General features: G+C 70.0%; 23 protein-coding genes. 20 read left to right on the top strand and 3 right to left on the bottom strand.

The window, feature by feature from the left end; genetic code table 11:
- Positions 1–238: 238 nt before the first annotated feature.
- A complete protein-coding gene (gene thrS / locus ACFRMN_RS32710) occupies positions 239–2,215 on the top strand; it encodes a threonine--tRNA ligase (RefSeq protein WP_383026557.1) in 1,977 nt (658 codons plus the stop codon).
- A gap of 195 nt (positions 2,216–2,410) precedes the next feature.
- Here the strand turns inward: thrS and ACFRMN_RS32705 are convergent, their stop codons facing one another.
- Positions 2,411–3,091 (bottom strand): potassium channel family protein, encoded by a 681-nt coding sequence (locus ACFRMN_RS32705; protein ID WP_383026554.1) that lies wholly within the window; start codon positions 3,089–3,091, stop codon positions 2,411–2,413.
- A gap of 66 nt (positions 3,092–3,157) precedes the next feature.
- Between ACFRMN_RS32705 and ACFRMN_RS32700 the strand changes: the two genes are divergently transcribed.
- Positions 3,158–3,721: an HIT domain-containing protein gene (locus ACFRMN_RS32700; RefSeq protein ID WP_326612928.1), complete on the top strand. Its 564-nt coding sequence runs from the start codon at positions 3,158–3,160 to the stop codon at positions 3,719–3,721.
- 9 nt (positions 3,722–3,730) lie between these two features.
- On the opposite strand, the gene ACFRMN_RS32695 is transcribed toward ACFRMN_RS32700, so the two are convergent.
- Both ACFRMN_RS32695 and ACFRMN_RS32690 read right to left on the bottom strand, forming a co-directional pair.
- Positions 3,731–5,386 (bottom strand): hypothetical protein, encoded by a 1,656-nt coding sequence (locus ACFRMN_RS32695; RefSeq protein ID WP_383026552.1) that lies wholly within the window; start codon positions 5,384–5,386, stop codon positions 3,731–3,733.
- Positions 5,387–5,593: 207 nt separating this feature from the next.
- Entirely contained in the window at positions 5,594–7,801 is a 2,208-nt protein-coding gene (locus tag ACFRMN_RS32690) for an elongation factor G-like protein EF-G2 (RefSeq protein WP_383026597.1), read from the bottom strand.
- Positions 7,802–8,096: 295 nt separating this feature from the next.
- Between ACFRMN_RS32690 and pgsA the strand changes: the two genes are divergently transcribed.
- From pgsA to ACFRMN_RS32600, 18 genes are all read left to right on the top strand, one after another.
- Positions 8,097–8,765: a phosphatidylinositol phosphate synthase gene (gene pgsA / locus ACFRMN_RS32685; RefSeq protein ID WP_383026550.1), complete on the top strand. Its 669-nt coding sequence runs from the start codon at positions 8,097–8,099 to the stop codon at positions 8,763–8,765.
- Complete coding sequence (locus ACFRMN_RS32680; RefSeq protein ID WP_383026548.1) at positions 8,762–9,667, top strand: phosphatidylinositol mannoside acyltransferase; 906 nt, start codon at positions 8,762–8,764, stop codon at positions 9,665–9,667. The genes pgsA and ACFRMN_RS32680 overlap by 4 nt, the downstream gene beginning before the upstream one ends.
- Positions 9,664–10,863: a glycosyltransferase family 4 protein gene (locus ACFRMN_RS32675; protein WP_383026545.1), complete on the top strand. Its 1,200-nt coding sequence runs from the start codon at positions 9,664–9,666 to the stop codon at positions 10,861–10,863. Before ACFRMN_RS32680 ends, ACFRMN_RS32675 begins: the two co-directional genes overlap by 4 nt.
- Before the next feature lie 159 nt (positions 10,864–11,022).
- Entirely contained in the window at positions 11,023–11,568 is a 546-nt protein-coding gene (locus ACFRMN_RS32670) for a hypothetical protein (RefSeq protein ID WP_383026543.1), read from the top strand.
- A 108-nt stretch (positions 11,569–11,676) separates the two neighbouring features.
- The gene (pdxS, locus tag ACFRMN_RS32665; protein WP_383026541.1) at positions 11,677–12,591 is read left to right on the top strand and encodes a pyridoxal 5'-phosphate synthase lyase subunit PdxS; all 915 of its coding nucleotides are present in this window, start codon (positions 11,677–11,679) and stop codon (positions 12,589–12,591) included.
- A gap of 6 nt (positions 12,592–12,597) precedes the next feature.
- On the top strand, positions 12,598–13,188 hold the full coding sequence (gene pdxT / locus ACFRMN_RS32660; protein ID WP_383026539.1) for a pyridoxal 5'-phosphate synthase glutaminase subunit PdxT: 591 nt from the start codon (positions 12,598–12,600) through the stop codon (positions 13,186–13,188).
- Between the two features lie 62 nt (positions 13,189–13,250).
- Positions 13,251–14,003: a YebC/PmpR family DNA-binding transcriptional regulator gene (locus ACFRMN_RS32655; protein WP_383026537.1), complete on the top strand. Its 753-nt coding sequence runs from the start codon at positions 13,251–13,253 to the stop codon at positions 14,001–14,003.
- 141 nt (positions 14,004–14,144) lie between these two features.
- Positions 14,145–14,702 (top strand): crossover junction endodeoxyribonuclease RuvC, encoded by a 558-nt coding sequence (gene ruvC / locus ACFRMN_RS32650; protein WP_383026535.1) that lies wholly within the window; start codon positions 14,145–14,147, stop codon positions 14,700–14,702.
- Positions 14,699–15,322 carry a Holliday junction branch migration protein RuvA gene (ruvA, locus tag ACFRMN_RS32645; protein WP_383026533.1) on the top strand — a complete coding sequence of 208 codons (624 nt, stop codon included), beginning with the start codon at positions 14,699–14,701 and terminating at the stop codon, positions 15,320–15,322. The genes ruvC and ruvA overlap by 4 nt, the downstream gene beginning before the upstream one ends.
- A gap of 77 nt (positions 15,323–15,399) precedes the next feature.
- Positions 15,400–16,482 (top strand): Holliday junction branch migration DNA helicase RuvB, encoded by a 1,083-nt coding sequence (gene ruvB / locus ACFRMN_RS32640; protein WP_383026531.1) that lies wholly within the window; start codon positions 15,400–15,402, stop codon positions 16,480–16,482.
- A gap of 165 nt (positions 16,483–16,647) precedes the next feature.
- On the top strand, positions 16,648–17,100 hold the full coding sequence (yajC, locus tag ACFRMN_RS32635; RefSeq protein WP_383026529.1) for a preprotein translocase subunit YajC: 453 nt from the start codon (positions 16,648–16,650) through the stop codon (positions 17,098–17,100).
- A gap of 144 nt (positions 17,101–17,244) precedes the next feature.
- Positions 17,245–19,032, top strand: a complete 1,788-nt coding sequence (gene secD, locus ACFRMN_RS32630; RefSeq protein WP_383026527.1) for a protein translocase subunit SecD — start codon at positions 17,245–17,247, stop codon at positions 19,030–19,032.
- Between the two features lies 1 nt (position 19,033).
- Positions 19,034–20,158, top strand: coding sequence for a protein translocase subunit SecF (gene secF / locus ACFRMN_RS32625; protein ID WP_383026525.1), 1,125 nt, complete (start codon positions 19,034–19,036; stop codon positions 20,156–20,158).
- Positions 20,155–20,700 (top strand): adenine phosphoribosyltransferase, encoded by a 546-nt coding sequence (locus tag ACFRMN_RS32620; RefSeq protein WP_383026523.1) that lies wholly within the window; start codon positions 20,155–20,157, stop codon positions 20,698–20,700. Before secF ends, ACFRMN_RS32620 begins: the two co-directional genes overlap by 4 nt.
- A 159-nt stretch (positions 20,701–20,859) precedes the next feature.
- Positions 20,860–23,415, top strand: a complete 2,556-nt coding sequence (locus ACFRMN_RS32615) for a RelA/SpoT family protein (protein ID WP_383026521.1) — start codon at positions 20,860–20,862, stop codon at positions 23,413–23,415.
- A gap of 33 nt (positions 23,416–23,448) precedes the next feature.
- A complete protein-coding gene (locus ACFRMN_RS32610) occupies positions 23,449–24,789 on the top strand; it encodes a protein kinase (RefSeq protein WP_383026519.1) in 1,341 nt (446 codons plus the stop codon).
- The gene (locus ACFRMN_RS32605) at positions 24,782–25,186 is read left to right on the top strand and encodes a hypothetical protein (RefSeq protein WP_383026517.1); all 405 of its coding nucleotides are present in this window, start codon (positions 24,782–24,784) and stop codon (positions 25,184–25,186) included. Before ACFRMN_RS32610 ends, ACFRMN_RS32605 begins: the two co-directional genes overlap by 8 nt.
- Complete coding sequence (locus tag ACFRMN_RS32600; protein ID WP_383026515.1) at positions 25,173–26,366, top strand: caspase family protein; 1,194 nt, start codon at positions 25,173–25,175, stop codon at positions 26,364–26,366. Before ACFRMN_RS32605 ends, ACFRMN_RS32600 begins: the two co-directional genes overlap by 14 nt.
- The last annotated feature ends 34 nt before the right edge of the window (positions 26,367–26,400 follow it).

Genomic DNA, 26,400 nt, shown 5'->3' with positions numbered 1-26,400 from the left:
GAACTCCTCGCGCATGAGCGGCAGATGTTCCAGCTCTGCCCGAAAAGGGGATACCCGGACAGGTCGTTCGGTACGCGCCGTGTCCAGTGGGCGCCGTACGGTGACCGGACCGGCTGGCGGGCTGCCCATGGCCGCCCGCCGGCCTCCCGGCAAACCGTTTCGCGCGCGGTCCTCCGGGCTCGGTACGATTCAGAACGCGCAGTGTCCGCTGTCGCGCCCCGTGAGTCAGGAGAGACCGGTGTCAGACGTCCGTGTGATCATCCAACGCGATTCCGAGCGGGAAGAGCGCGTGGTGACGACGGGCACTACGGCGGCCGACCTCTTCCCCGGTGAGCGCACCGTGATCGCCGCGCGCGTGGGTGGCGAGCTGAAGGACCTGGCGTACGAGATCGCCGAGGGCGAGGTCGTCGAGCCCGTCGAGATCTCCTCCGAGGACGGCCTAGCGATCCTGCGCCACTCCACCGCGCATGTCATGGCGCAGGCCGTGCAGGAGCTGCACCCCGAGGCCAAGCTGGGCATCGGCCCGCCGGTCAAGGACGGCTTCTACTACGACTTCGACGTCGCGACCCCCTTCACCCCCGATGACCTCAAGGCCATCGAGAAGAAGATGCAGGAGATCCAGAAGCGCGGGCAGCGCTTCTCGCGCCGCGTCGTCACCGACGAGGCGGCCCGCGAGGAGCTGGCGGCCGAGCCGTACAAGCTGGAGCTCATCGGCATCAAGGGCGCCGCCTCCACCGACGACGGCGCGGATGTCGAGGTGGGCGGCGGCGAGCTGACCATCTACGACAACCTGGACGCCAAGACCGGCGAGCTGTGCTGGAAGGACCTCTGCCGCGGTCCCCACCTGCCCACCACCCGCAATATCCCGGCGTTCAAGCTGATGCGGAACGCCGCCGCGTACTGGCGTGGCAGCGAGAAGAACCCGATGCTCCAGCGCATCTACGGCACCGCGTGGCCGTCGAAGGAAGAGCTGAAGGCGCATCTGGAGTTCCTTGCCGAGGCCGAGAAGCGCGACCACCGCAAGCTCGGCAGCGAGCTGGACCTGTTCTCCTTCCCCGACGAGGTCGGTTCGGGGCTCGCGGTCTTCCACCCCAAGGGCGGCGTCATCCGCCGGGCGATGGAAGACTACTCGCGCCGCCGGCACGAGGAGGAGGGCTACGAGTTCGTCTACACGCCCCACGCCACCAAGGGGAAGCTCTTCGAGAAGTCCGGGCACCTGGACTGGTACGCCGACGGCATGTACCCGCCCATGCAGCTCGACGAGGGCGTGGACTACTACCTCAAGCCCATGAACTGCCCGATGCACAACCTGATCTTCGACGCGCGGGGCCGGTCCTACCGTGAGCTGCCGCTGCGGCTCTTCGAGTTCGGGACGGTCTACCGGTACGAGAAGTCGGGCGTCGTGCACGGACTGACCCGGGCCCGCGGCTTCACCCAGGACGACGCGCACATCTACTGCACCAAGGAGCAGATGGCGGACGAGCTGGACTCGACGCTCACCTTCGTGCTGAACCTGCTGCGCGACTACGGTCTGACCGACTTCTATCTGGAGCTGTCCACCAAGGACCCGGAGAAGTTCGTCGGCACGGACGAGGCGTGGGACGAGGCCACCGAGGTCCTGCGGGCGGTGGCCGAGAAGCAGGGCCTGCCGCTGACCCCCGACCCGGGCGGCGCCGCGTTCTACGGTCCGAAGATCTCGGTGCAGGCGCGGGACGCCATCGGCCGTACGTGGCAGATGTCGACCGTGCAGCTGGACTTCAATCTGCCCGAGCGCTTCAACCTGGAGTACACCTCGCCGGACGGGTCCAAGCAGCGTCCCGTCATGATCCACCGCGCGCTGTTCGGCTCCATCGAGCGCTTCTTCGCGGTGCTCCTGGAGCACTACGCGGGCGCGTTCCCGGCGTGGCTGGCGCCCGTGCAGGCGACGGGTATCCCGATCGGCGACGCGCACATCCCGTACCTCCAGGAGTTCGCCAAGGCGGCGCGGGCCAGGGGGCTGCGGGTCGAGGTGGACTCGTCGTCCGACCGTATGCAGAAGAAGATCAGGAACGCGCAGAAGCAGAAGGTCCCGTTCATGATCATCGCGGGGGACGAGGACATGGCCAATGGTGCCGTCTCCTTCCGTTACCGCGACGGTTCGCAGGAGAACGGGATCCCCGTCGACGAGGCCATCGCGAAGATCGCCAAGATCGTCGACGAGCGCGCCCAGGTCTGACGGAACCCAGTGCGGGTCCTAGGCCCTGTCTTCAAAGTCCCGCCTGCTCGGCGACGCCCGGCACGCACGCTCGCCGCGTTGTCGGGATCGCCCCAGTACATCCAGTACTGGGGCGACCCTCCGCCTTGCGATCGCACGCACCGACCGCCGCCGAGCCCACCCTCCGGGCGGACGGCGCTACTTTGAAGACAGGACCTAGGCCCCCGGGGAATCGCTCCCCGGGGGCCCCTCCTTGTCCTCCCTGCTGAAGACCTGGATCAGCCAGGACGAGAACGAACCGGTCACCGCGCCGAGCAGCGCCAGCCCGCACGCCATCAGGAACACCGCGAACACCCGGCCGAGCGGCGTCACGGGCGTCACATCGCCGTAGCCGACGGTGGTGATCGCCGAGCAGGCCCACCAGACCGAGTCACCGAACGTGGTGATCGTGGCCCCAGGCGCGTCATGCTCCTGCTGATAGACGGCGAGGGCCGCGGCGAAGCTCAGCAGGACGGACGAGATCCCGGCGTACGCCATCACCCGCGCGTACAGACTGAGCCGTGGGCGGTCCCGGCGCCGCTGGAGCGTCATATAGGTGTTCACGATCCGCAGCGGACGCAGCAGCGGCAGTACCAGGACGACGGTGTCCAGCCAGTGCGTACGGACGAACCGGAGGCCCTGGCCGCTGAGCACCAGCCGTACCCCGTAGTCCACCGCGAAGAGCAGCCAGATCAGCAGGGCCAGGGCCGTCGCGAGGTCGCGCCAGAACGGAGCGGCGCTGTGGTTCAGGACGCGTACCGCGTAGCAGAGGAGGAACAGCACCGAGGCCACGAGCAGCGGCAACTCCGTACGCCGCTCCCAGCCGAGCTGCCGGTCGGGCCCATTTCGGACATGCATCGCCCCAGCATCGCGGGGGCCCGTCGGGCGCGGGCCCGGCGACACGCTCCGCGGGGCCGAAGTCATATGCTGCACAGCATGACGAGTGAGCCGGAGCAGCAGATCGGAGTGGGGACCCAGGACGCGTTCCAGCGCCTGTGGACGCCCCATCGGATGGCCTATATCCAGGGCGAGAACAAGCCCACCGGGCCCGGCGCCGAAGACGGCTGTCCCTTCTGCTCCATCCCGTCCAAGTCGGACGAGGACGGGCTGGTGATCGCGCGCGGAGAGCGGGTGTACGCGGTGCTGAACCTCTACCCGTACAACGGCGGGCATCTGATGGTGGTGCCGTTCCGCCATGTCGCCGACTACACGGAGCTGGACGAGGCGGAGACCGCCGAGCTCGGCCTGTTCACCAAGCGGGCGATGACCGCGCTCCGTACGGCGTCCGGCGCGCACGGCTTCAATATCGGGATGAACCAGGGCACCGTGGCCGGAGCCGGGATCGCTGCCCATCTGCACCAGCATGTGGTGCCGCGCTGGGGCGGCGACACCAACTTCATGCCTGTCGTCGGACATACGAAGGTGCTTCCGCAGCTGCTCGCCGACACCCGGGCGATGCTGGCCGATGCCTGGCCGCACCGCCCGTAGGCAGCGCCGCTACGCGTCGTAGGCGTCGGCCTTCTTCGGGGACAGGTCCTGCACCGCGCCACTCAGCGAGGACGCGCGGCCCTGGAAGCGCTCGGTGTCCACGCCGTGCTCCTCAAGCACCCGCAGCGCGGCCTTGTGAGCCACGCGCAGCACCGGGGTGGCGGCGCGCATCGCGTCGTCGGCCATGAAGCGGTGACGCCAGGGCTGATCGGCCCAGGCATGCCGCAGGCCGAAGGGCTCGGGCAGCGACAGCTTGCCGCCGAGGAAGTCCAGGATCGGCGGATACCAGGTGAAGGGCGCGCGGACCGCGAGCCGCACCACCTCGGGCGGCTCGACCAGGGGCAGTGTGCGCGAGGTGGTCTCCCAGAACCGGACCGTCTTGGCGACCGTGACCGTCTTCGGCGAGGACTTCGTGGTGAACAGGGAGTGCACCGGGCCCAGGGCATGACCGGTGACCTCGACACGCAGGGTCTCGTGGAGCACGGTGACCGTGATCATCATGGTGATCACCAGCTGGCCGTCCCAGAGGACGAACTGCACGCCCAGATAGTGCCGGTCGCCGCCGCCGAACTGCTGGTGGTTGCAGATCCGCTGTATCTCGTGCGGCTTCACCTGGAAGGCCTCCACGTCCTGGCCCTCGCGCCGGGACACCGAGCCCGCGCCCTCGCCGACCGGCGACACGATCCAGTGCTTCACCGAAGGCTTGGGGAAACCACCGGAGTTGAGGGGGCCGCGCTCCAGCATCTTCAGCTGGTCGTGGATCGCCCGTATCACGTCGTAGGCACGGAACTGGTGGATCTCCTTGCCCGGGTCCTTGGGGACCAGCTCCTCGGCGAGCTGCCAGCTGCCCCAGCGGGTGCCCATGCCCAATATGCCCTTGGGACCGGCGTAGAAGACCATGTTGGACCGCTGCTCGGCGGTGAGTTTCTCCAGGCCCTGGCGCATCGCCTCCCGGGTGGCGTCGCCCGGGTTCCCCGGTACGGCTTCGGGGATCTTGGCTCCCACACCGCCGCCCGAGAGGAGATTGTCCCAGCGGGTGCGCAGATCCTTCGCGGTCGTCTCGCAGATCCGCCTGGCCACCAGCCAGCCGGCGACGGGCGCGACGATCATGCCGCGCAGATACCAGCCGAGGACGCCGTTGAACGGCAGCGCGACCAGGACGATCACAGCCAGCGCCGCCACCGCGAGCAGCAGGGCGCCGCCCACCATTCCGGCCCGCTTGTCCTTGGCCCCCGCCAGCGTGCGACGCAGCTGGAACACGCCCAGCCAGAGCAGCAGGCCGGGCAGGAACAGCACCCCGAACACCACGGTCACAGCGGTGAGTTTGGCGTCACGCTCCTTGCGGATACGTGTCGCCGCCAGCGCGTGCTCCACCACTGTCTGCGGCTCCATGCCGAAGGACTGGATCAGCGCGCCACGGCCGCCGCCGAGCATCCGCAGCTGTACGGCACGGGCGAACGCCTCGCCCAGATTCGGCTCGAAGAGCGAGAACCTGCCCTTCGAGACTTTGGACTTGTGCCACTCGTTGTCGGCCTTGAGGATCTCCTCGACCGGACTGTCCCGGTACGCGGCCGAGGCGAGGGCATGCGTCGCCGCGGTCTGTCCGTCCGAACCCAGGATCGGGACCTGTGCCCCTGGGCCGAAGTCGAATACGTCGTCCGCCACTGACGCCCCTTCGCCACAAGGTTCCGCTGCCGCGGCCGACTTCCCGGCGCGCGTGCCCCGCACACCTGCTGGAGCTGGGCACCACAGCGTAACCGGGCCGCACCCTCCACGTCAGGAGACCTGGCGCTCTTTCGCCACACGTGGCACCCGAAAGCCTGGAACGCGGCAACTGTCCGGCGCCGGAGCCGACTTACGACCGTCCAGGATCTAGACGTTGACCTCCTCCCGCTCGCGCAGCCGGTCCGCGACCGCGGGCGGCATGGGCTCGTGGCGCGCGTACGACCGGCTGAAGCGGCCCGTGCCGTGCGAGACCGACCGCAGATCCACCGCGTACCGTCCGATCTCCAGCTCCGGGACCTCGGCCTTGACCAAGGTCCTTCCCGGACCGGCCTGTTCGGTGCCGATCACCCGGCCGCGCCGGCCGGACAGATCGCTCATCACCGCACCCACGTACTCGTCGGGCACCAGGACCGCCAACTCGGCGACCGGCTCCAGCAGATGGATGGACGCGTCACCCGCCGCCTCGCGCAGCGCCAGGGCGCCCGCCGTCTGGAACGCGGCGTCGGAGGAGTCGACCGAGTGGGCCTTGCCGTCCAGCAGCGTGATCCGGATGTCGACGAGCGGATGCCCCGCCGCGACCCCGCGCGCCGCCTGGAGGCGTATCCCCTTCTCGACGGAGGGAATGAACTGCCGCGGTACGGCGCCGCCCACGACCTTGTCGACGAACTCGATCCCGGACCCGGGAGGCAGCGGATCCACCTCGATCTCACAGATCGCGAACTGTCCGTGACCACCGGACTGCTTCACATGCCGGCCGCGCCCCGCCGAGCTCTCGCCGAAGGTCTCCCGGAGCGCGACCCGGTACGGTACGGCGTCCACCTGCACGCCGTACCGGCTGCGCAGCCGGTCGAGCGCGACCTCCCGATGGGCCTCGCCCAGACACCAGAGCACCACCTGATGGGTGTCCTGGTTCTGTTCGAGCCGCATCGTCGGGTCCTCCGCGACCAACCGCGCGAGCCCCTGCGACAGCTTGTCCTCATCGGCCTTGCTGTGCGCTTCGACGGCCAGCGGCAGCAGCGGATCGGGCATGGTCCAGGGCTCCACCAGGAGCGGATCGTCCTTGGCCGACAGCGTGTCCCCGGTCTCGGCGCGCGACAGCTTCCCGACACACGCCAGATCACCGGCGACGCAGTGGCCCAGCACGCGCTGCTGCTTGCCGAAGGGGGAGGTCAGCGCGCCGATCCGCTCGTCGACGTCGTGATCCTCGTGCCCCCGGTCGGTGAGGCCATGGCCCGAGACATGGACCGTCTCGTCCGGCCGCAGGGTGCCGGAGAAGACCCGTACGAGAGAGATCCTGCCGACATACGGATCCGAGGCGGTCTTGACCACCTCCGCGACCAGCGGGCCCTCCGGATCGCAGTGGATCTCCGGTCCCGGGGCGCCCTGCGGGGTGGTCACCGCGGGGGCCCGCCGCTCCAGCGGGGTCGGGAAGCCGCCGGCGATCAGGTCCAGCATCTCGACCGTACCCAGGCCCTGCCGGGCGCCGGGCGGCGCGGGAGCCGCCGCGAGCACCGGATGGAAGACGCCGCGCGCCACGGCCTTCTCCAGATCCTCGATCAGCGTCTTGACGTCGATCTCCGCTCCGCCGAGGTAACGGTCCATAAGGGTCTCGTCCTCGCTCTCCGCGATGATCCCCTCGATCAGCCGGTCGCGGGCCTCCTCGATCCGCGGCAGCTCGTCGGCGCCGGGCGGATTCTCCCGGCGCTCCCCGGACGCGTAGTCGAAGATCTTCCGCGACAGCAGCCCCACGAGCCCGGTGGCGGGAGCGTGTCCGTCGGGGCCCTCCGCGCCGTGCACCGGGAGATACAGCGGCAGTACGGCGTCCGGGTCGTCGCCGCCGAAGATCCGCGCGCAGATCCCGGTCATCTCGTCGAAGCCGGTGCGCGCCGTGTCCAGATGCGTGACGACGATCGCGCGCGGCATCCCGACCGCCGCGCACTCGTCCCAGACCGTACGGGTCGCACCCGCCACGGCCTCCGCCTCCTGGGCGGCCGACACAACGAAGAGAGCCGCGTCCGCGGCACGCAGACCGGCCCTCAGCTCCCCGACGAAATCCGCGTAGCCGGGGGTGTCCAGCAGATTGATCTTGTATCCGCCCCATTCCAGGGGCACGAGAGAAAGCTGTACGGAGCGTTGCTGCCGGTGCTCGATCTCGTCGTAGTCGGAGACCGTCGCGCCGTCCTCGACCCGGCCCGCCCGGTTCACCGCTCCCGCGGTGAGGGCCAGGGCCTCGACCAGGGTGGTCTTTCCCGAACCGCTGTGGCCCACCAGCACCACGTTCCGTACGGACGCGGGCCGGTCGGCCGTCGGCGCCCTTCCGGCGGCCCCGGGGTGTATACGCGCCTTGTCGCCCATGATTCCTGCCTCTCGATCGTCCACGCGCCCACAGTGAGGCGGTGGAGAGAGGAGCGGGCCGGGTGAGCCGCGCGGCAGCTCCGGCGAGGCCCGCGCTGGTCCTTCGAGCTTCGCACCGCGGCCATGGTGCGTCCATACGTCGTACGCGGCCGCATGGTGCGGGTACCCGGGAGTACGGCGCCGGGGTCGTGACTACGATGGGCCGGGTCCTGTCCGAAGGCCCACGGAGACCCACCGGACAGGGTCCAGCCGGTGGCCGTCGGGGCCACTCGGCCCACCGAACCTCGGGAAGGCCATGCTGAACAAGTACGCGCGTGCATTCTTCACGCGTGTTCTCACACCGTTCGCCGCGTTTCTGCTCCGCCGCGGAGTCAGTCCGGACGCGGTCACGCTCATCGGTACGGCCGGAGTGATGGCGGGAGCGCTGGTCTTCTTCCCTCGCGGGGAGTTCTTCTGGGGCACCATCGTCATCACCGTCTTCGTCTTCTCCGATCTCATCGACGGCAATATGGCCAGGCAGGCGGGGATCTCCAGCCGCTGGGGCGCCTTCCTCGACTCGACCCTCGACCGGGTCGCGGACGGCGCGATCTTCGCCGGCTTCGCGCTCTGGTACGCGGGCACGGGCGACAACAACGTGCTGTGCGCCGTCGCGATCTTCTGTCTGGCCAGCGGCCAGGTCGTCTCGTACACCAAGGCCCGGGGCGAGTCCATCGGGCTGCCGGTGGCCGTCAACGGGCTGGTCGAGCGCGCCGAACGGCTGGTCATCTCGCTGGTCGCGGCCGGTCTCGCCGGACTGCACGGCTTCGGGGTCCCGGGCATCGAGATCCTGCTGCCGATCGCCCTGTGGATCGTCGCCGTGGGCAGCCTCATCACACTCGGCCAGCGCGTCGTCACGGTACGCCGCGAGTCCGCCGAGGCCGACGCCGCCTCGGCCGGTACACGGGGCAGCGGGGCCACCTCATGAGCGGGGCGCGCGACCGCGTGACCGACGCCCTGTACGGGCTCGGCTGGGGAACGGTCAAGAAGCTCCCGGAGCCCGTGGCCACGGCCCTCGGCCGGACCATCGCCGACATCGTGTGGAAGCGGCGCGGGCCGAGCGTGCTGCGCCTCGAATCCAATCTCGCGCGTGTGGTGCCCGACGCCGGGCCCGAACGGCTCGCCGCGCTCTCCAAGGCCGGGATGCGCTCGTACATGCGCTACTGGATGGAGTCCTTCCGGCTGCCCGCGTGGAGCACGGAACGGGTGCGCGAGGGCGCCGAGATCAAGGACATCGACCTGCTGATGGACGGACTCGCCTCCGGACGCGGGGTCGTGCTGGCCCTGCCGCACATGGCCAACTGGGACCTCGCCGGCGCGTGGCTCACCCGGGGGCAGGGGGTGCCGTTCACGACGGTCGCCGAACGGCTCAAGCCCGAGACGCTGTACGACCGGTTCGTCGCCTACCGCGAGAGCCTGGGCATGGAGGTACTGCCGCACACCGGCGGCTCCGCCTTCGGCCGGCTCGCGCGACGGCTGCGGAGCGGCGGTCTGGTCTGTCTCGTCGCCGACCGCGATCTGTCGTCGTCCGGTATCGAGGTCGACTTCTTCGGGGACGCCGCCCGGATGCCCGCGGGTCCCGCGCTGCTCGCCCAGCAGACCGGGGCGCTGCTGATGCCGGCGGCGCTCTGGTTCGACGATTCGACGGTCATGCGGGGACGCGTGTATCCGGCGATCGAGGTGCCGGAGACAGGTTCCCGCGCCGAGAAGACGTCTGTGATGACACAGGCGATGGCCGATGCCTTCGCCGACGGAATCGCCGAACACCCGGAGGACTGGCACATGCTGCAACGGCTGTGGCTCAAGGACCTGGAGCGGGGGCCCGAGTGAGAATCGGCATCGTCTGCCCGTACTCCTGGGACGTACCGGGCGGCGTCCAGTTCCACATCAGGGACCTGGCGGAACACCTGATCCGGCTCGGACACCAGGTGTCCGTACTGGTGCCCGCGGACGACGAGACCCCGCTCCCGCCGTACGCCGTCTCGGCCGGCCGCGCCGTGCCCGTCCCGTACAACGGCTCGGTCGCCCGGCTGAACTTCGGCTTCCTGTCGGCCGCGCGGGTACGGCGCTGGCTGCACGACGGCGGATTCGACGTGATCCACATCCACGAGCCGACCGCGCCGTCGCTCGGTCTGCTCACCTGCTGGGCCGCGCAGGGCCCCATCGTCGCGACGTTCCACACGTCGAACCCCCGGTCGCGAGCGATGATCGCGGCGTACCCGATCCTCCAGCCCGCGCTGGAGAAGATCAGCGCGCGGATCGCGGTGAGCGAGTACGCGCGACGGACGCTGGTGGAACATCTGGGCGGCGACGCCGTGGTCATCCCGAACGGCGTCGATGTCGACTTCTTCGCCAAGGCCGAGGTCAATCCGGCCTGGCAGGGGCGAACCATCGGCTTCATCGGCCGGATCGACGAGCCGCGCAAGGGCCTGCCCGTGCTGATGAACGCCCTCCCGAAGATCCTCGCCGTCTACCCGGAGACGCGCCTGCTGGTGGCGGGGCGCGGGGACGAGAAGGAAGCGGTGGAGTCGCTTCCCAAGGAGATGCGGGAGCGCGTCGAATTCCTCGGGATGGTCAGCGACGAGGACAAGGCGCGGCTGCTGCGCAGCGTCGACCTGTACGTCGCGCCCAACACGGGCGGCGAGAGCTTCGGCATCATCCTCGTCGAGGCGCTGTCGGCGGGCGCGGCGGTGCTGGCGAGCGACCTGGACGCGTTCGCGCAGGTCCTGGACCAGGGTGCGGCGGGCGAGCTGTTCACCAACGAGGACGCGGACGCGCTGGCGGGGGCGGCGGTACGGCTGCTGGGCGACGCGGGGAGGCGCGCGGAGCTGCGGGAGCGGGGGAGCGCGCATGTGCGGCGCTTCGACTGGTCGACGGTGGGCGCGGACATTCTGGCGGTGTACGAGACGGTGACGGACGGGGCGGCGTCGGTGGCGACGGACGAACGGACGGGGCTGGTGGGCCGCTTGTGGCGGCGGGGTGAGAGCGGTTCGTCGTCGAGCGACGCGCTCTTCGCGGGCGGGTAGGTCCTGTTCGGGAGTGCGTTTCGGCCGGGGCCGGTTCTCGTGTGCGTGTGCGTGTGCGTGTGCGTGTGAGGGCGCGGGTGCCGGATGCCCGGCTCCCGCACCCAACCCCGCACCCGCCCGCACCACGGCCCCCCACCGGGAGGCGATAGGTTTCCCGTTGTGATCGAGACCCTTATCTGGATCGTCGTCGCCGTCGTCGCGATCGGCCTCTACCTCAGCTGGACCGCCGGCCGCCTCGACCGCCTCCACGCCCGTATCGACGCCGCACGCGCCGCCCTCGACGCCCAGTTGCTGCGGCGCGCCTCGGTCACCCAGGAACTGGCCTCTTCCGGCGTGCTCGATCCCGCCGCGTCGATCGTCCTGTATCAGGCCGCGCACGCCGCCCGGCAGGCCGAGGAGGAGCAGCGGGAAGTCGCGGAGAGCGAGTTGAGCCAGGCGCTGCGGGCCGTGTTCGGGGAGCCCGCGCAGGTCGAGGCGGTGCGGGCCGCCCCCGGGGGCGAGGACGCCGCGGGGGAGCTCGCCGCCGCGGTTCGGCGCGTACCCATGGCGCGGCGGTTCCACAACGACTCCGTACGCGCGGCCCGTGCGCTGCGGCGGCACCGCAAGGTCCGCTGGTTCCGGCTCGCCGGCCACGCGCCGTTTCCGCTCGCGTTCGAGATGGACGACGAGCCGCCGGTCGCGCTGGCCGACCGGCCGGGTTCCTGAGCACGGGAAACGAGCCACCGCCTGGTCATTGGCCCTTGCTGTGGACTGGTTCCGGGGCGTTTTCTTGGGATGCGTTTCCCCATCGTTTTCAGCCAGTGAGGTCGCTCCGTGTCCACCACGCTTCCCACCGTTCCCCAGTCCCCCGAGACCGGCACCGCGCGCGTGAAGCGCGGGATGGCCGAGCAGCTCAAGGGGGGTGTGATCATGGACGTCGTCACGCCGGAGCAGGCGAAGATCGCCGAGGACGCCGGAGCGGTCGCCGTGATGGCGCTGGAGCGGGTGCCCGCCGATATCCGTAAGGACGGCGGCGTCGCCCGGATGTCCGACCCGGACATGATCGAGGGCATCATCGACGCGGTCTCGATCCCGGTGATGGCCAAGTCCCGGATCGGTCACTTCGTGGAGGCCCAGGTCCTCCAGTCGCTCGGCGTGGACTACATCGACGAGTCCGAGGTGCTGACCCCGGCCGACGAGGTCAACCACTCCGACAAGTGGGCGTTCACCACCCCGTTCGTCTGCGGGGCCACCAACCTGGGTGAGGCGCTGCGCCGGATCGGCGAGGGCGCGGCGATGATCCGCTCCAAGGGAGAGGCGGGCACCGGCAATGTCGTGGAGGCCGTCAGGCATCTGCGGCAGATCAAGAACGAGATCGCCAGGCTGCGCGGGTTCGACAACAACGAGCTGTACGCCGCCGCCAAGGAGCTGCGCGCTCCGTACGAGATCGTCAAGGAGGTCGCGGAGCTCGGCAAGCTGCCGGTGGTGCTGTTCTCCGCGGGCGGTGTCGCCACCCCCGCCGACGCGGCGCTGATGCGCCAGCTCGGCGCCGAGGGCGTCTTCGTCGGGTCCGGCATCTTCAAGTCCGGTGACCCGGCCAAGCGCGCCGCCGCGATCGTGAAGGCCACCACCTTCTACGACGACCCCAAGGTCATCGCGGAGGCGTCCCGCGATCTGGGCGAGGCCATGGTCGGCATCAACTGTGACACCCTCCCCGAGGCCGAGCGCTACGCGAACCGTGGCTGGTAACCGGCCATGAACACCCCTGTGATCGGCGTCCTGGCGCTCCAGGGCGACGTCCGGGAACATCTGACGGCCCTGGCGGCGGCGGGAGCCGAGGCCAGGACCGTCAGGCGCCCGGCGGAGCTCGACGGCGTCGAGGGGCTGGTGATCCCGGGCGGCGAGTCCACCACGATGTCCAAGCTGGCCGCGCTCTTCGGCATGCTGGAGCCGCTGCGGGAGCGCGTACGGGCCGGGATGCCGGTATACGGCACCTGCGCCGGGATGATCATGCTCGCGGAGAAGATCCTCGATCCGCGCTCGGGTCAGGAGACGGTCGGCGGGATCGACATGATCGTCCGCCGGAACGCCTTCGGCCGGCAGAACGAGTCCTTCGAGGCCGCGGTCGAGGTCGGCGGTGTGGACGGTGGTCCCGTGGAGGGCGTCTTCATCCGGGCCCCCTGGGTCGAGTCGGTGGGCGCCGAGGTGCGGGTGCTCGCGGAGTACGGGGGCCATGTCGTCGCCGTACGGCAGGGCAACGCCCTCGCCACCTCGTTCCATCCGGAGCTGACGGGCGACCACAGGCTGCACCGGTTCTTCACTGACATGGTGCGCTCCGCACGGTGACCGGATCCCGGTAGGATCGCTGCCGAACGGAGCAGGATGGGTTACGCGAAGGAGACAGGCAGATGTCCGGCCACTCTAAATGGGCTACGACGAAGCACAAGAAGGCCGTGATCGATGCCAAGCGCGGCAAGCTCTTCGCGAAGCTGATCAAGAACATCGAGGTCGCGGCCCGTACCGGGGGCGCCGATGTCGACGGTAACCCGACCCTCTTCGACGCCATCCAGAAGGCGAAGAAGAGCTCGGTGCCGAACAAGAACATCGACTCGGCCGTCAAGCGCGGCGCCGGTCTGGAGGCCGGTGGCGCCGACTACGAGACGATCATGTACGAGGGATACGGCCCGAACGGTGTCGCGGTGCTCATCGAGTGCCTGACCGACAACCGCAACCGCGCCGCCTCCGATGTCCGCGTCGCCATGACCCGTAACGGCGGTTCGATGGCCGACCCGGGCTCCGTCTCGTATCTCTTCAACCGCAAGGGCGTCGTGATCGTCCCCAAGGGCGAGCTGGGCGAGGACGACGTCCTGGGCGCGGTACTCGACGCGGGCGCCGAGGAGGTCAATGACCTCGGTGAGTCCTTCGAGGTGCTCAGCGAGGCGACCGACCTGGTCGGGGTCCGCACCGCGCTCCAGGAGGCGGGTATCGACTACGACTCCGCCGACGCCAACTTCGTCCCGACCATGCAGGTCGAGCTGGACGAGGACGGTGCGCGCAAGATCTTCAAGCTGATCGACGCCCTTGAGGACAGCGACGACGTACAGAACGTCTTCGCCAACTTCGACGTCTCGGACGATGTGATGGAGAAGGTCGACGCCTGACGGTCACGCCTGACGGTCACGGCTGACACGGCTTCATCTGACGGGCCGACGGGACACGCCCTCCCGTCGGCCCGTCGCGTTGTCAGTGACGACCGATACTGTGCTGATCAGCGGGAACACTTGACCGAGGGAGGGGGCGCCATGCGGGTGCTGGGAGTTGACCCCGGGCTGACGCGGTGCGGTGTGGGCGTCGTCGAGGGCGTCGCGGGCCGTCCGCTGGCCATGCTCGGCGTCGGCGTGGTCCGTACGCCCGCGGACGCGGAGGCCGGCCTGCGGCTCGTCGCCATCGAGCAGGGCATCGAGGGCTGGCTGGACGAGCACCGGCCCGAACTCGTCGCGGTGGAGCGGGTGTTCGCCCAGCACAATGTGCGTACGGTCATGGGCACCGCGCAGGCCAGCGCGATCGCCATGCTCTGCGCCGCGCGTCGTGGCATCCCGGTGGCCCTGCACACCCCCAGCGAGGTCAAGGCGGCCATCACCGGCAGCGGCCGGGCGGACAAGGCCCAGGTCGGCGCGATGGTGACCAGGCTGCTGCGCCTCGACGCCCCGCCGAAGCCGGCCGATGCCGCCGACGCCCTCGCGCTCGCCATCTGCCATATCTGGCGTGCCCCCGCGCTCAACCGGCTTCAGCAGGCGCAGGCGGCGGCCCGTCCCTCCCGTATCCCCACCACCGCATCCGTACGGAAGGTCACGCGATGATCGCCTTCGTCAGCGGCCCGGTCGCCGCCCTCGCCCCGACCACGGCGGTGATCGAGGTCGGCGGCGTCGGCATGGCCGTCCAGTGCACGCCCGGCACGCTCGCCGGGCTGCGCGTCGGGCAGGAGGCGAGGCTCGCCACCTCGCTGGTCGTGCGGGAGGACTCCCTGACCCTGTACGGCTTCGCGGACGACGACGAACGCCAGGTCTTCGAGCTGTTGCAGACCGCGAGCGGGGTGGGCCCGAGGCTGGCGCAGGCCATGCTCGCCGTGCACAGCCCGGACGCACTGCGGATCGCCGTCTCCACAGGCGACGAGAAGGCGCTGACCGCGGTCCCCGGCATCGGCAAGAAGGGCGCCCAGAAGCTGCTGCTGGAGCTGAAGGACCGGCTCGGCGAGCCGGTCGGCGCGGCCGGGCGGCAGGGCGTCGGCTCCGCCGTCTCCGCCTCCTGGAGCGACCAGCTGCACGCCGCCCTGATCGGTCTCGGCTACGCCACCCGCGAGGCCGACGACGCGGTCGCTCTGGTCACCCCGCAGGCCGAGGCGGCGCTCGCTGAGGGGGCGCAGCCTCCGGTGCCCCGGCTGCTGCGGGCCGCGCTCCAGAGTCTGAACAGAACGCGCTGAGCCGGCGCCGTCCGCCCCTCCGTGCCGTACGTCAAGGCGCCGTCCAGCGACGCGCCCCCTTCCCGAGGTGAAACAGAGTGAACTGGGACGACACCAGCGGCATGACGCCGCCGGACGACATCGCCGAGCGGCTCGTCGGCTCGTCCGCCGACGGCGAGGACCAGGCCGTCGAGGCGGCGCTGCGGCCCAAGTCACTGGGTGAGTTCGTCGGGCAGGAGAGGGTCCGTGAGCAGCTTGACCTGGTGCTGAAAGCGGCCCTGGCGCGTGGCGCGACCGCCGATCACGTACTGCTCTCCGGCGCCCCGGGGCTCGGCAAGACCACCCTCTCCATGATCATCGCCGCCGAGATGAACGCCCCGATCCGGATCACCTCGGGCCCCGCCATCCAGCACGCCGGCGATCTCGCGGCGATCCTTTCCTCCCTCCAGGAGGGTGAGGTCCTGTTCCTGGACGAGATCCACCGGATGTCCCGGCCCGCCGAGGAAATGCTCTACATGGCGATGGAGGACTTCCGGGTCGACGTGATCGTCGGCAAGGGCCCGGGCGCCACCGCCATCCCGCTGGAGCTGCCGCCGTTCACCCTGGTGGGTGCCACCACCCGGGCGGGACTGCTGCCGCCCCCGCTGCGCGACCGCTTCGGTTTCACCGGCCATATGGAGTTCTACGAGAGCGCCGAGCTGGAGCGCGTGATCCATCGCTCCGCCCATCTCCTCGACCTGGAGATCGACACGGCGGGCGCGGCGGAGATCGCGGGACGCTCCCGCGGCACGCCCCGTATCGCCAACCGGCTGCTGCGGCGCGTACGCGACTACGCGCAGGTCAAGGCGGACGGCGTCATCAACCGCGAGGTGGCGGCCGTGGCCCTCGGGGTCTATGAGGTCGACGCCCGCGGCCTGGACCGGCTCGACCGCGCCGTGCTGAACGCCCTGCTCAAGCTCTTCGGCGGCGGCCCCGTCGGTCTGTCGACTCTGGCGGTGGCCGTGGGGGAGGAGCGCGAGACGGTGGAGGAGGTCGCGGAGCCATTTCTCGTACGGGAGGGACTGCTCGCCCGTACTCCGCGCGGCCGGGTCGCCACCCCCGCGGCCTGGGCCCACCTGGGGCTCGTCCCCCCTCAGCAGGCCCCAGGAGCGAGCGGACAACCAGGTCTGTTCGGGGCGTGAGGGCGACGACACTCGCGGGGTCAGGAACCCGGGTGCGATGCTGGGCGTTGTTCCAACGAAGCGGACTCGCTTAGACTCCGCCGATGCCGCCCTTCCGGGTCGGCGTGCCCACCCCCGTATACCAGGCCGCTCGACAGCGCGGTCGTGCGAAGGAAGTTCCCTCCCGTGAGTCTCGTGACCCTCCTCCCCTTCATCGTGCTCATCGGGGCCATGTTCCTGATGACCCGGTCCGCCAAGAAGAAGCAGCAGGCAGCCGCGCAGATGCGTGACGAAATGCAGCCCGGCACCGGCATCCGCACCATCGGGGGCATGTACGCCACCGTCAAGGAGGTGCACGACGACATGGTTCTTCTGGAGGTCGCTCCTGGCGTCCACGCCGTCTATGCCAAGAACGCCATCGGCGCCGTCCTGGACGACGACGAGTACAACCGCATCGTGCACGGCGAGGACGACCTCAAGAGCGACCTCGACGCTCCGGTCGTCCCGGACGACGCCTCCTCGCTGACCGAGGCCGACAGCACCCCGGACGAAGCCAAGATCGACCTGGGCAAGAAGCCCGAGGCCGACGACGCCGAGCCCAAGGACGGCAAGGCCGACGGCGAGGCCGGCGCGAAGTAGTCCCGACCGTGCCGACGGGCCGCTCCGCGGCCCGTCGCGGCGTACGGTCGCGCTGGAATTCTGCGGGGGCAGGTCCCCACAACACTTCGTGGCCGCTCCGGCGCACACCCGGCGTGGGGCGGTTGGACAGGGAGAAACGAGAAGGTGGCAGCACCTAATAAGGGCCGCAGGCAAGCGGGGTCCCCAGGCAGGCCAGGGCGCACCCTGGCACTGTTCCTGATTGCCATGGTCGCCCTCACGGGCGGGATGTTCTGGTCCGGTCATGTCACGCCACGCCTGGGGATCGACCTGGCCGGCGGCACGAGCATCACGCTCCAGGCGAAGAACACGCCGGGCAAGCCGAACGCGATCAACAAGACCAACATGGACACCGCCGTCAGCATCATCGAGCGGCGTGTCAATGGTCTTGGTGTCTCGGAGGCCGAGGTCCAGACCCAGGGCAGCAGCAACATCATCGTCAACATCCCCAAGGGGACGAACGAGAAGCAGGCCCGTGATCAGGTCGGCACCACGGCCCAGCTGTACTTCCGGCCGGTACTGACGGTCGCCGCGGGCGGCCCGGCCGCTCCGCAGCCCTCCACCAGTGGCTCCCCGAGCGGTTCTCCGAGCGGCTCCCCTTCTTCCTCCGCGGGTACCCCGTCGAGCGACCAGTCGGCCGGTAACCCCGACGCGTCGACGTCGCCCTCATCGAGCTCCACCTCTCAGGGCCGTGCCGTCACGGACGCCCTGAAGAAGGACACGACGCCCTCTCCGGGCTCGTCCTCCTCGGGCAAGCCCGGCTCCTCGGAGCCCCCCGCCCCCTCCGCCACGCCCTCCGCCGACCCGGCCACGGCCGCGCTGGAGAAGAAGTTCACGGACCTGGACTGCACCGACCAGGCCGCGCGCACCAAGGCCAACCAGGGCGCCACGCCCAAGGACACGATCGTGGCCTGCGGCACGAACTCCGGCGGCGAGTGGGAGAAGTACATCCTCGGCCCCGCCGAGCTGGAGGGCACGGACGTCGACGACGCCAAGGGCGTTCTCGACCCGCAGCGTGGCATGTGGATCGTCACGATGGACTTCAGCAGCGGTGGCACGAAGAAGTTCCAGTCCATCACCGGCAAGCTCTCCCAGCAGCAGCCGCCGATGAACCAGTTCGCCATCGTGCTCGACGGCAATGTCGTCTCGGCGCCCTCGGTGAGCCAGACGCTCGGCGGCAGCGCCGAGATCTCCGGCAGCTTCACCCAGCAGTCCGCCCAGGACCTGGCCAACATCCTGTCCTACGGCGCGCTGCCGCTCTCCTTCCAGGAGCAGAGCGTCACGACGGTCACCGCCGCGCTCGGCGGTGAGCAGCTGCAGGCGGGTCTGATCGCCGGCGCGATCGGCCTCGCCCTGGTGGTCATCTACCTGGTCGCCTACTACCGCGGGCTCGCCGGTATCGCGATCCTCAGCCTCGGCGCCTCGGGCATCATGACGTACACGATCATGTCGCTGCTCGGCCCGGGTATCGGCTTCGCGCTGAACCTGCCCGCCGTGTGCGGCGCGATCGTCGCCATCGGTATCACCGCGGACTCGTTCATCGTCTACTTCGAGCGCATCCGCGACGAGATCCGCGAGGGCCGCACGCTCAGGCCCGCCGTCGAACGCGCCTGGCCGCGCGCCCGGCGCACGATCCTGGTCTCCGACTTCGTATCGTTCCTCGCCGCCGCCGTGCTGTTCCTCGTCACGGTCGGCAAGGTCCAGGGCTTCGCGTTCACCCTCGGTCTGACCACGCTCCTCGACGTCGTCGTGGTGTTCTTCTTCACCAAGCCGGTGATGACGATCCTGGCTCGCACGAAGTTCTTCGCCAGCGGCCACCCCTGGTCCGGACTGGACCCGAAGCGGCTCGGCGCCAAGCCCCCGCTGCGCCGCTCCCGCCGTGTCAGCGCTCCCACCGACCCGAAGGAGGCGTGAGATGTCGCGACTCGGCGCACTCGGCGCCCGGCTCTACCGCGGCGAAGTCGGCTACGACTTCATCGGGAAGCGCAAGTTCTGGTACGCGCTCTCGATCCTGATCACCATCACGGCCATCGCCGGCGTGGTGGTGCGCGGCCTCAACATGGGCATCGAGTTCAAGGGCGGTGCCGTCTTCACCATCCCGAGCACCAGCGTCTCCGTGACGCAGGCCCAGACGGACACCGAAAAGGCCTCCGGCCACGACGCGATCGTCCAGAAGCTCGGCAACGGCGGCATGCGGATCCAGGTCACCGAACTGGACACCAAGCAGGCCGACAACGTCCGGACACAGCTCGCCAAGGACCTGAAGGTCGACGAGGCGGACATCAACGCCGACCTCGTCGGTCCGAGCTGGGGCGCGACCATCGCCAACAAGGCCTGGATGGGCCTGGGGATCTTCATGGTCCTGGTGGTGATCTATCTGGCGATCGCCTTCGAATGGCGCATGGCGGTCGCGGCACTGGTCGCCCTGATCCATGACCTCACCATCACCGTCGGTGTCTACGCACTGGTCGGCTTCGAGGTCACCCCGGGTACGGTGATCGGTCTGCTCACCATCCTCGGTTACTCCCTCTACGACACCGTCGTCGTCTTCGACAGTCTCAAGGAGGGTTCGAAGGGGATCACCAAGCAGACCCGCTGGACCTACAGCGAGATCGCCAACCGCTCGATCAACAGCACGCTGGTGCGTTCCATCAACACCACCGTGGTCGCGCTGCTGCCGGTCGCGGGACTGCTCTTCATCGGTGGCGGTTTCCTCGGCGCCGGCATGCTGAACGACATCTCGCTCTCGCTCTTCGTCGGCCTCGCCGCCGGTGCGTACTCCTCGATCTTCATCGCCACGCCGCTCGTCGCCGACCTCAAGGAACGCGACCCGCAGATCAAGGCGCTGAAGAAGCGGGTGCTCGCCAAGCGGGCCGCCGCTGCCGCCAAGGGTGAGCCGGCCGAGGGCCCCTCGGACAGCGACGACGCCTTCGAGGACGGTCCTGACGACCTGGTTCCCGGAGCGCCGGCGGCCGCTGTCGCCGGTCCGCGGGGCCGGGGCGGCCGTGGCCGCCCGTCGGGTTCCGGGAGGCGCCGGTGACTGACACCAGTACGCGGGAGCTGCTGCTCAGCCGCATCCGTGATGTCGCGGACTACCCCGAGCCGGGCGTGGTCTTCAAGGACATCACGCCGCTGCTGGCCGACCCGAAGGCGTTCACGGCGCTGACCGACGCGCTCGCGGAGGTGTGCGCGAGGCACGGCGCGACGAAGATCGTGGGCCTGGAGGCCCGCGGCTTCATCCTGGCGGCCCCCGTGGCGGTCCGGGCGGGCGTCGGCTTCATCCCCGTACGCAAGGCGGGCAAGCTCCCCGGCGCGACGCTGTCGCAGGCGTACGAGCTGGAGTACGGCTCCGCGGAGATCGAGGTCCACGCGGAGGACCTGGACCAGGACGACCGGGTCCTCGTCATCGACGACGTGCTGGCCACCGGCGGTACGGCCGAGGCCTCGCTGGAGCTGGTCAGGCGGGCCGGCGCCGAGGTGGTGGGCGTCGCGGTCCTGATGGAGCTGGGTTTCCTGGGCGGCCGGGCCCGGCTGGAGCCCGCCCTGCGCGGGGCCCCGCTGGAGGCTCTGATCACGCTCTGAGCGGCCTTTCGAGGCATACGGACGGGCACCCGGGAACAACCGGGTGCCCGTCCGTCGTTCTGTGGGCTCCAGGATCCTGGGGCGAGAGGGAAGCCCGAGGTCGATACCATGGAACCTCCGGGCCTGACCGGGGGACCTGGATCCGCACGAGGAGCGCTCTTGCCAGAAGAGGTCCAGCCACTGGCCGCCGCAACGCCCGATCACTCTGCCGAGCAGGCCGCGGCGGCATCGGCCGTGTCGCGGCACAAGGCCGCGGTCGCGGCGGAGGAGAAGGCTGCCCGCGCGTCCGCGGAGACCTCGGACGCACGCCCTCAGGGGGCATCCCCCGCGCCCCTGCCCGTCGTGCCCCCGGAGCGCCCCGCCACGCCCGTCAGCGCCCCCAAGCCCGGCCCCGCGGCCGTGTCGCGTTCCGGCGGGTCCTCCAACCGCGTACGGGCCCGGCTCGCCCGGCTCGGGGTGCAGCGCTCATCGCCGTACAACCCCGTGCTCGAACCGCTCCTGCGGACCGTGCGGGGCAACGACCCGAAGATCGAGACCGCCACGCTCCGCCAGATCGAGAGCGCCTACCAGGTCGCCGAGCGCTGGCACCGCGGTCAGAAGCGCAAGAGCGGCGACCCGTACATCACCCATCCCCTCGCGGTGACGACGATCCTCGCGGAGCTGGGCATGGACCCGGCCACTCTGATGGCGGGTCTGCTGCACGACACCGTCGAGGACACCGAGTACGGGCTCGACACACTGCGCCGCGACTTCGGCGACCAGGTCGCGCTGCTGGTCGACGGCGTCACCAAGCTCGACAAGGTCAAGTTCGGCGAGGCGGCGCAGGCCGAGACCGTACGCAAGATGGTCATCGCCATGGCCAAGGACCCGCGGGTCCTGGTCATCAAGCTCGCCGACCGGCTGCACAACATGCGCACCATGCGCTATCTCAAGCGGGAGAAGCAGGAGAAGAAGGCCCGCGAGACGCTGGAGATCTACGCGCCCCTGGCCCACCGGCTGGGCATGAACACCATCAAGTGGGAGCTGGAGGACCTCGCCTTCGCGATCCTCTACCCGAAGATGTACGACGAGATCGTCCGGCTCGTCGCGGAGCGCGCCCCCAAGCGGGACGAGTATCTGGCCATAGTGACCGACGAGGTCCAGTCGGATCTGCGCGCCGCCCGGATCAAGGCCACCGTCACCGGCCGGCCGAAGCACTACTACAGCGTCTACCAGAAGATGATCGTCCGCGGCCGGGACTTCGCGGAGATCTACGACCTGGTAGGCATTCGCGTCCTCGTCGACACCGTCCGTGACTGTTACGCGGCGCTCGGCACCGTCCACGCGCGGTGGAATCCGGTCCCCGGCCGGTTCAAGGACTACATCGCGATGCCCAAGTTCAACATGTACCAGTCGCTGCACACGACGGTCATCGGGCCCAACGGCAAGCCCGTGGAGCTCCAGATCCGTACGTTCGACATGCACCGCCGCGCCGAATACGGCATCGCCGCGCACTGGAAGTACAAGCAGGAGGCCGTCGCGGGCGCCTCCAAGGTGCGTACGGACGTGCCCAGGAACGCGGGCAAGGGCGTCGGCCAGGACACCGTCAACGACATGGCGTGGCTGCGCCAGCTGCTCGACTGGCAGAAGGAGACCGAGGACCCCAGCGAGTTCCTGGAGTCGCTTCGCTTCGACCTGTCCCGCAACGAGGTCTTCGTCTTCACGCCCAAGGGCGATGTCATAGCGCTGCCCGCCGGTGCCACCCCCGTCGACTTCGCGTACGCCGTACACACCGAAGTCGGCCACCGCACCATAGGAGCACGGGTCAACGGTCGGCTCGTACCGCTCGAATCGACACTGGACAACGGCGATCTGGTGGAGGTCTTCACCTCCAAGGCGTCCGGGGCGGGCCCCTCGCGCGACTGGCTCGGCTTCGTCAAGTCGCCGCGGGCCAGGAACAAGATCCGCGCCTGGTTCTCCAAGGAGCGCCGCGACGAGGCGATCGAGCAGGGCAAGGACGCCATCGCGCGGGCCATGCGCAAGCAGAACCTGCCGATCCAGCGCATCCTCACCGGCGACTCGCTGGTCACGCTCGCGCACGAGATGCGCTATCCCGATATCTCGTCCCTGTACGCGGCGATCGGCGAGGGCCATGTGGCCGCGCAGGGCGTCGTACAGAAGCTCGTGCAGGCCCTCGGCGGCGAGGAGGCGGCCAACGAGGACATCGCCGAGAGCGCCCCGCCCTCGCACGGTCGCGGCAAGCGCCGCGCCAACGCGGATCCCGGCGTGGTCGTCAAGGGCGTCGAGGACGTCTGGGTCAAGCTCGCCCGCTGCTGTACGCCGGTCCCGGGCGACCCGATCATCGGCTTCGTCACGCGCGGCAGCGGTGTCTCGGTGCACCGCGCCGACTGCGTCAACGTCGACTCGCTCTCCCAGCAGCCCGAGCGGATCCTCGAAGTCGAGTGGGCGCCGACCCAGTCGTCGGTCTTCCTGGTCGCCATCCAGGTCGAGGCGCTGGACCGCTCCCGGCTGCTGTCGGACGTCACCCGCGTCCTGTCCGACCAGCATGTGAACATCCTGTCAGCGGCCGTCCAGACCTCCCGGGACCGGGTCGCCACCTCCCGTTTCACCTTCGAGATGGGCGATCCGAAGCACCTGGGACACGTACTCAAGGCGGTACGGGGCGTGGAGGGCGTCTACGACGTCTACCGGGTCACCTCGGCGCGCAGGCCCTGACCGAGACCTGACAGAGACGACCCGGGGGACGAGATGGCCGGCGAGGAGCTGATCGCGGGGCGCTACCGGCAGGTGCGGCTGCTCGGCCGCGGCGGCATGGGCGTGGTCCATGAAGCCGAGGACACGCGGCTCGGCCGACGTGTGGCCGTCAAGGTCCTGTTATCGCTCGGCGGGCCTTTCAGGGACGACGAATTACTCGCGCGGTTCCTGCGGGAGGCACGGGCCCTCGCACGGATCGACCACCCCGGAGTGGTGACGCTCTACGACGAGGGCGTCCACGACAACGCTCCCTTTCTCGTGATGCAACTGCTCGATGGCCTCGACCTGGCGCGGCTCGTCTCGGACAACGGCCCGCTGCCACCCGAGGCGGCGTGCGGCGTGGCGCTCGGCATGGCCCGTGCGCTGGGCGCGGCCCATGAGGCCGGGGTGCTGCACCGCGATGTGAAGCCGACGAACGTGGGTATCACCGGCGACGGGCGCGTCGTCCTGCACGACTTCGGTCTCGCCCGGCTGGTGGGGGAGTCGGCGCTCACCAAGCTCACGACGATGGTCGGCACCCCGCAGTTCATGGCCCCGGAGATCATCCGTGGTGCGCGGCCCGACCCGACCGCTGATCTCTACGGTCTCGGCGCCTGCCTCTATCTGATGATCACCGGACAGGTGCCGTTCCACGGCGCCATCGAGGTCGGGGCGATCGTGGAGCGCGCGGTCGGTGCGGGCGTTCCCCGGCTGCGCGACCGGGAGGATCTGCCGTATCCGCGCAAGCTCAGAGCCCTGGTGGATCTGCTGTGCTCCCAGGACCCGGTGCTCAGACCGCGAACCGCCGCCGAGGTCGAGGCATCACTCGCCCCGCTGGTGGGCGACGGACGGTCCGCCCTGCGCGAGCTGGTCGCCGGACAGGTCAGGGACACCGCTCTTCAGCAGGTCTTCGACGATTGGCCCTTCGGCGGTCCGCCTTTCGGTGATCCGCCGGCCGGGGAGCCCGAGTACGACTGGGACGCGGCCTCCGCCGTACCCGCACCGCGCGGGGGTGAGTCCGATCCGTTCCGCCCCCTGACCCTCAGCAACGCCACCCGCTGGATGGTGCTGAGCAGCATGACCCCGCAGAACGCCGCCTCGCGGCTGCGGGAAGCGGTGACGCTCGTGCAGCGCGGCGAGCTCCAGGAGGCGGTGCAGATGCTCTCGGCCATCACCCAGGTCTGTCTGTCGTCCCTGGGCCCCCGCCATCCGACGACCCTGGCCGGCCAGTACTGGCAGGCGGTATGCCTGGCCAGACTGGGGGCGGGCGGCGAGGCGCTCGAACTGTTCTCACGTGTCCATACGCATATCGATCACACGCATAACGATCAGGGGAGGGACGGGGAACATGCCTGAGTACCAGGTCCGGTTCGCCGCAGGACCGGCTGAGGAGGAGGACCGGGAGGAGGAACTGCGGTCGCTGCTGCGTTGGTTGACCGAGGACGAGAGCCTGGACCGTGCCGTACGAGGAGCGGTCAGGGGCGACGAGCCGCTGGGCCCCGGACACATGGGCGCCGGATTCGACCTGCTCCAGCTCGCGGTCGGCACCGCCGTCTCCACCGCCTCGCTCGTCGTGTCCGTACTCCAGTGGCAGACCTCGCGGCGGCGCGGCGCCCCCGCGGTCGTCCTGCGCCGCGGCGGGGCCGAGATCGAGCTCTCGCGCGAGGCATCGGCCGATCCCGAGTTGTTCCGGCGCGCCGTGGAACTGCTCGACCGGGCCGAGGAGAGCGGCGACGACGGTGGCACCGACTGATTCGAAAGTGGGACTGGCGGGACAGATGGGACTGGCAGGACAGGTGGGGCTGCCCGACCCGGCGGCGTCCAGGGCCGTACTCATCGGCACGGCCGCCTACCGGCATCTGCCCGCGCTCCCCGCCGTCCAGGCGAATGTCACGGACCTGGCGGCCGAGCTCTGCGACGCCACGGTGTGGGGACTGCCCCGGGAGCACTGCACCGTGGTCGCCGACCCGCAGAACGCGACCGCCATGCTCGACCCCGTACACCGGGCGGGCGACCAGGCCACGGACACCCTGCTCGTCTACTACGCGGGCCATGGAATGCGGGACTCCGAATCCGCCGATCTCTATCTGGCGCTCGGTGGCTCCCGTGACAACACCGGCTACACCGCCGTCGCCTACCAGCATGTGCGGGCCGCGCTCCGCTCCGCCCGCGCCCGGCGCAAGATCGTGGTCCTCGACTGCTGCTTCAGCGGCCGGGCCGCCCGTACGCTCGCCGCCGAGGGCGATGTCCTCGCCGCCCAGGCCGCCGTGGACGGAGCCTTCGTACTGACGGCGTCGCCCCGCGACCGGCTCGCGCTGGCGCCCGACGGGGAGCGGCACACCGCCTTCACCGGCGAGATGCTGGGCGTACTGCGCCAGGGCATCGAGGACGGTCCTGAGCTGATCGACCTCGATACGCTCCACCGCGTACTGGAAGAGCGCCTGCGGGCCAAGAACCGGCCGCTGCCGCAGCGCTCCCAGGAGAACGGTGTCGGACGGCTGCCGCTGGCCAGGAACAGGGCCCGGGCCGCCCGCCGTATCCCCGCCGGGCCCGTGCTCGCCACCGATGTGCGGGCCGCCATGGTCGCCTCGGGGCTGGGGCTGGCCCGGATGCTGCGCGCCGCGGGCCGGAGCAGGGACGCCCTCCCCATGCTCCGGCTGGCGTTGCAGGAGCGGGTTCCGGACGGAGAGGGCAGTCTGCTGGCCGTTCAGCTCGAACTCTCCGAGATGCTTGCCGAGACCGGCCAGATCCGGGAGGCCATCGAGGTACTGGAGCAGGCGTTCCAGCAGGTGCACAAGTTCTACGGTCCCGACGCGCTGCTGGTCTGCCGCCGCCTCGCCGACCTGCTCCAGGAATCGGGCAATCACATCCAGGCGTGCGAGGTGCTCAAGCACGCGCTCGACCTGGCCGACACCCATGGGCGGCGGCCTTAGGCCCTGTCTGATGTCAGACCCTGAGGCCACGCGA

It is taken from the genome of Streptomyces sp. NPDC056835, assembly GCF_042789485.1.
Classification (GTDB): Bacteria; Actinomycetota; Actinomycetes; order Streptomycetales; family Streptomycetaceae; genus Streptomyces.
Note: the sequence above shows the minus strand (reverse complement) of the source record. Positions and strands in the feature narration are given on the sequence as shown.

What these genes read in the sequence shown, in the direction of transcription:
- ACFRMN_RS32705 (WP_383026554.1), bottom strand. Translation starts at nt 3,091, where the DNA reads ATGCATGTCCGAAATGGGCCCGACCGGCAGCTCGGCTGGGAGCGGCGT.
- ACFRMN_RS32700 (WP_326612928.1), top strand. Translation starts at nt 3,158, where the DNA reads ATGCTGCACAGCATGACGAGTGAGCCGGAGCAGCAGATCGGAGTGGGG.
- ACFRMN_RS32690 (WP_383026597.1), bottom strand. Translation starts at nt 7,801, where the DNA reads ATGGGCGACAAGGCGCGTATACACCCCGGGGCCGCCGGAAGGGCGCCG.
- pgsA (WP_383026550.1), top strand. Translation starts at nt 8,097, where the DNA reads ATGCTGAACAAGTACGCGCGTGCATTCTTCACGCGTGTTCTCACACCG.
- ACFRMN_RS32680 (WP_383026548.1), top strand. Translation starts at nt 8,762, where the DNA reads ATGAGCGGGGCGCGCGACCGCGTGACCGACGCCCTGTACGGGCTCGGC.
- pdxT (WP_383026539.1), top strand. Translation starts at nt 12,598, where the DNA reads ATGAACACCCCTGTGATCGGCGTCCTGGCGCTCCAGGGCGACGTCCGG.
- ACFRMN_RS32655 (WP_383026537.1), top strand. Translation starts at nt 13,251, where the DNA reads ATGTCCGGCCACTCTAAATGGGCTACGACGAAGCACAAGAAGGCCGTG.
- ruvC (WP_383026535.1), top strand. Translation starts at nt 14,145, where the DNA reads ATGCGGGTGCTGGGAGTTGACCCCGGGCTGACGCGGTGCGGTGTGGGC.
- ruvA (WP_383026533.1), top strand. Translation starts at nt 14,699, where the DNA reads ATGATCGCCTTCGTCAGCGGCCCGGTCGCCGCCCTCGCCCCGACCACG.
- secF (WP_383026525.1), top strand. Translation starts at nt 19,034, where the DNA reads ATGTCGCGACTCGGCGCACTCGGCGCCCGGCTCTACCGCGGCGAAGTC.
- ACFRMN_RS32610 (WP_383026519.1), top strand. Translation starts at nt 23,449, where the DNA reads ATGGCCGGCGAGGAGCTGATCGCGGGGCGCTACCGGCAGGTGCGGCTG.
- ACFRMN_RS32605 (WP_383026517.1), top strand. Translation starts at nt 24,782, where the DNA reads ATGCCTGAGTACCAGGTCCGGTTCGCCGCAGGACCGGCTGAGGAGGAG.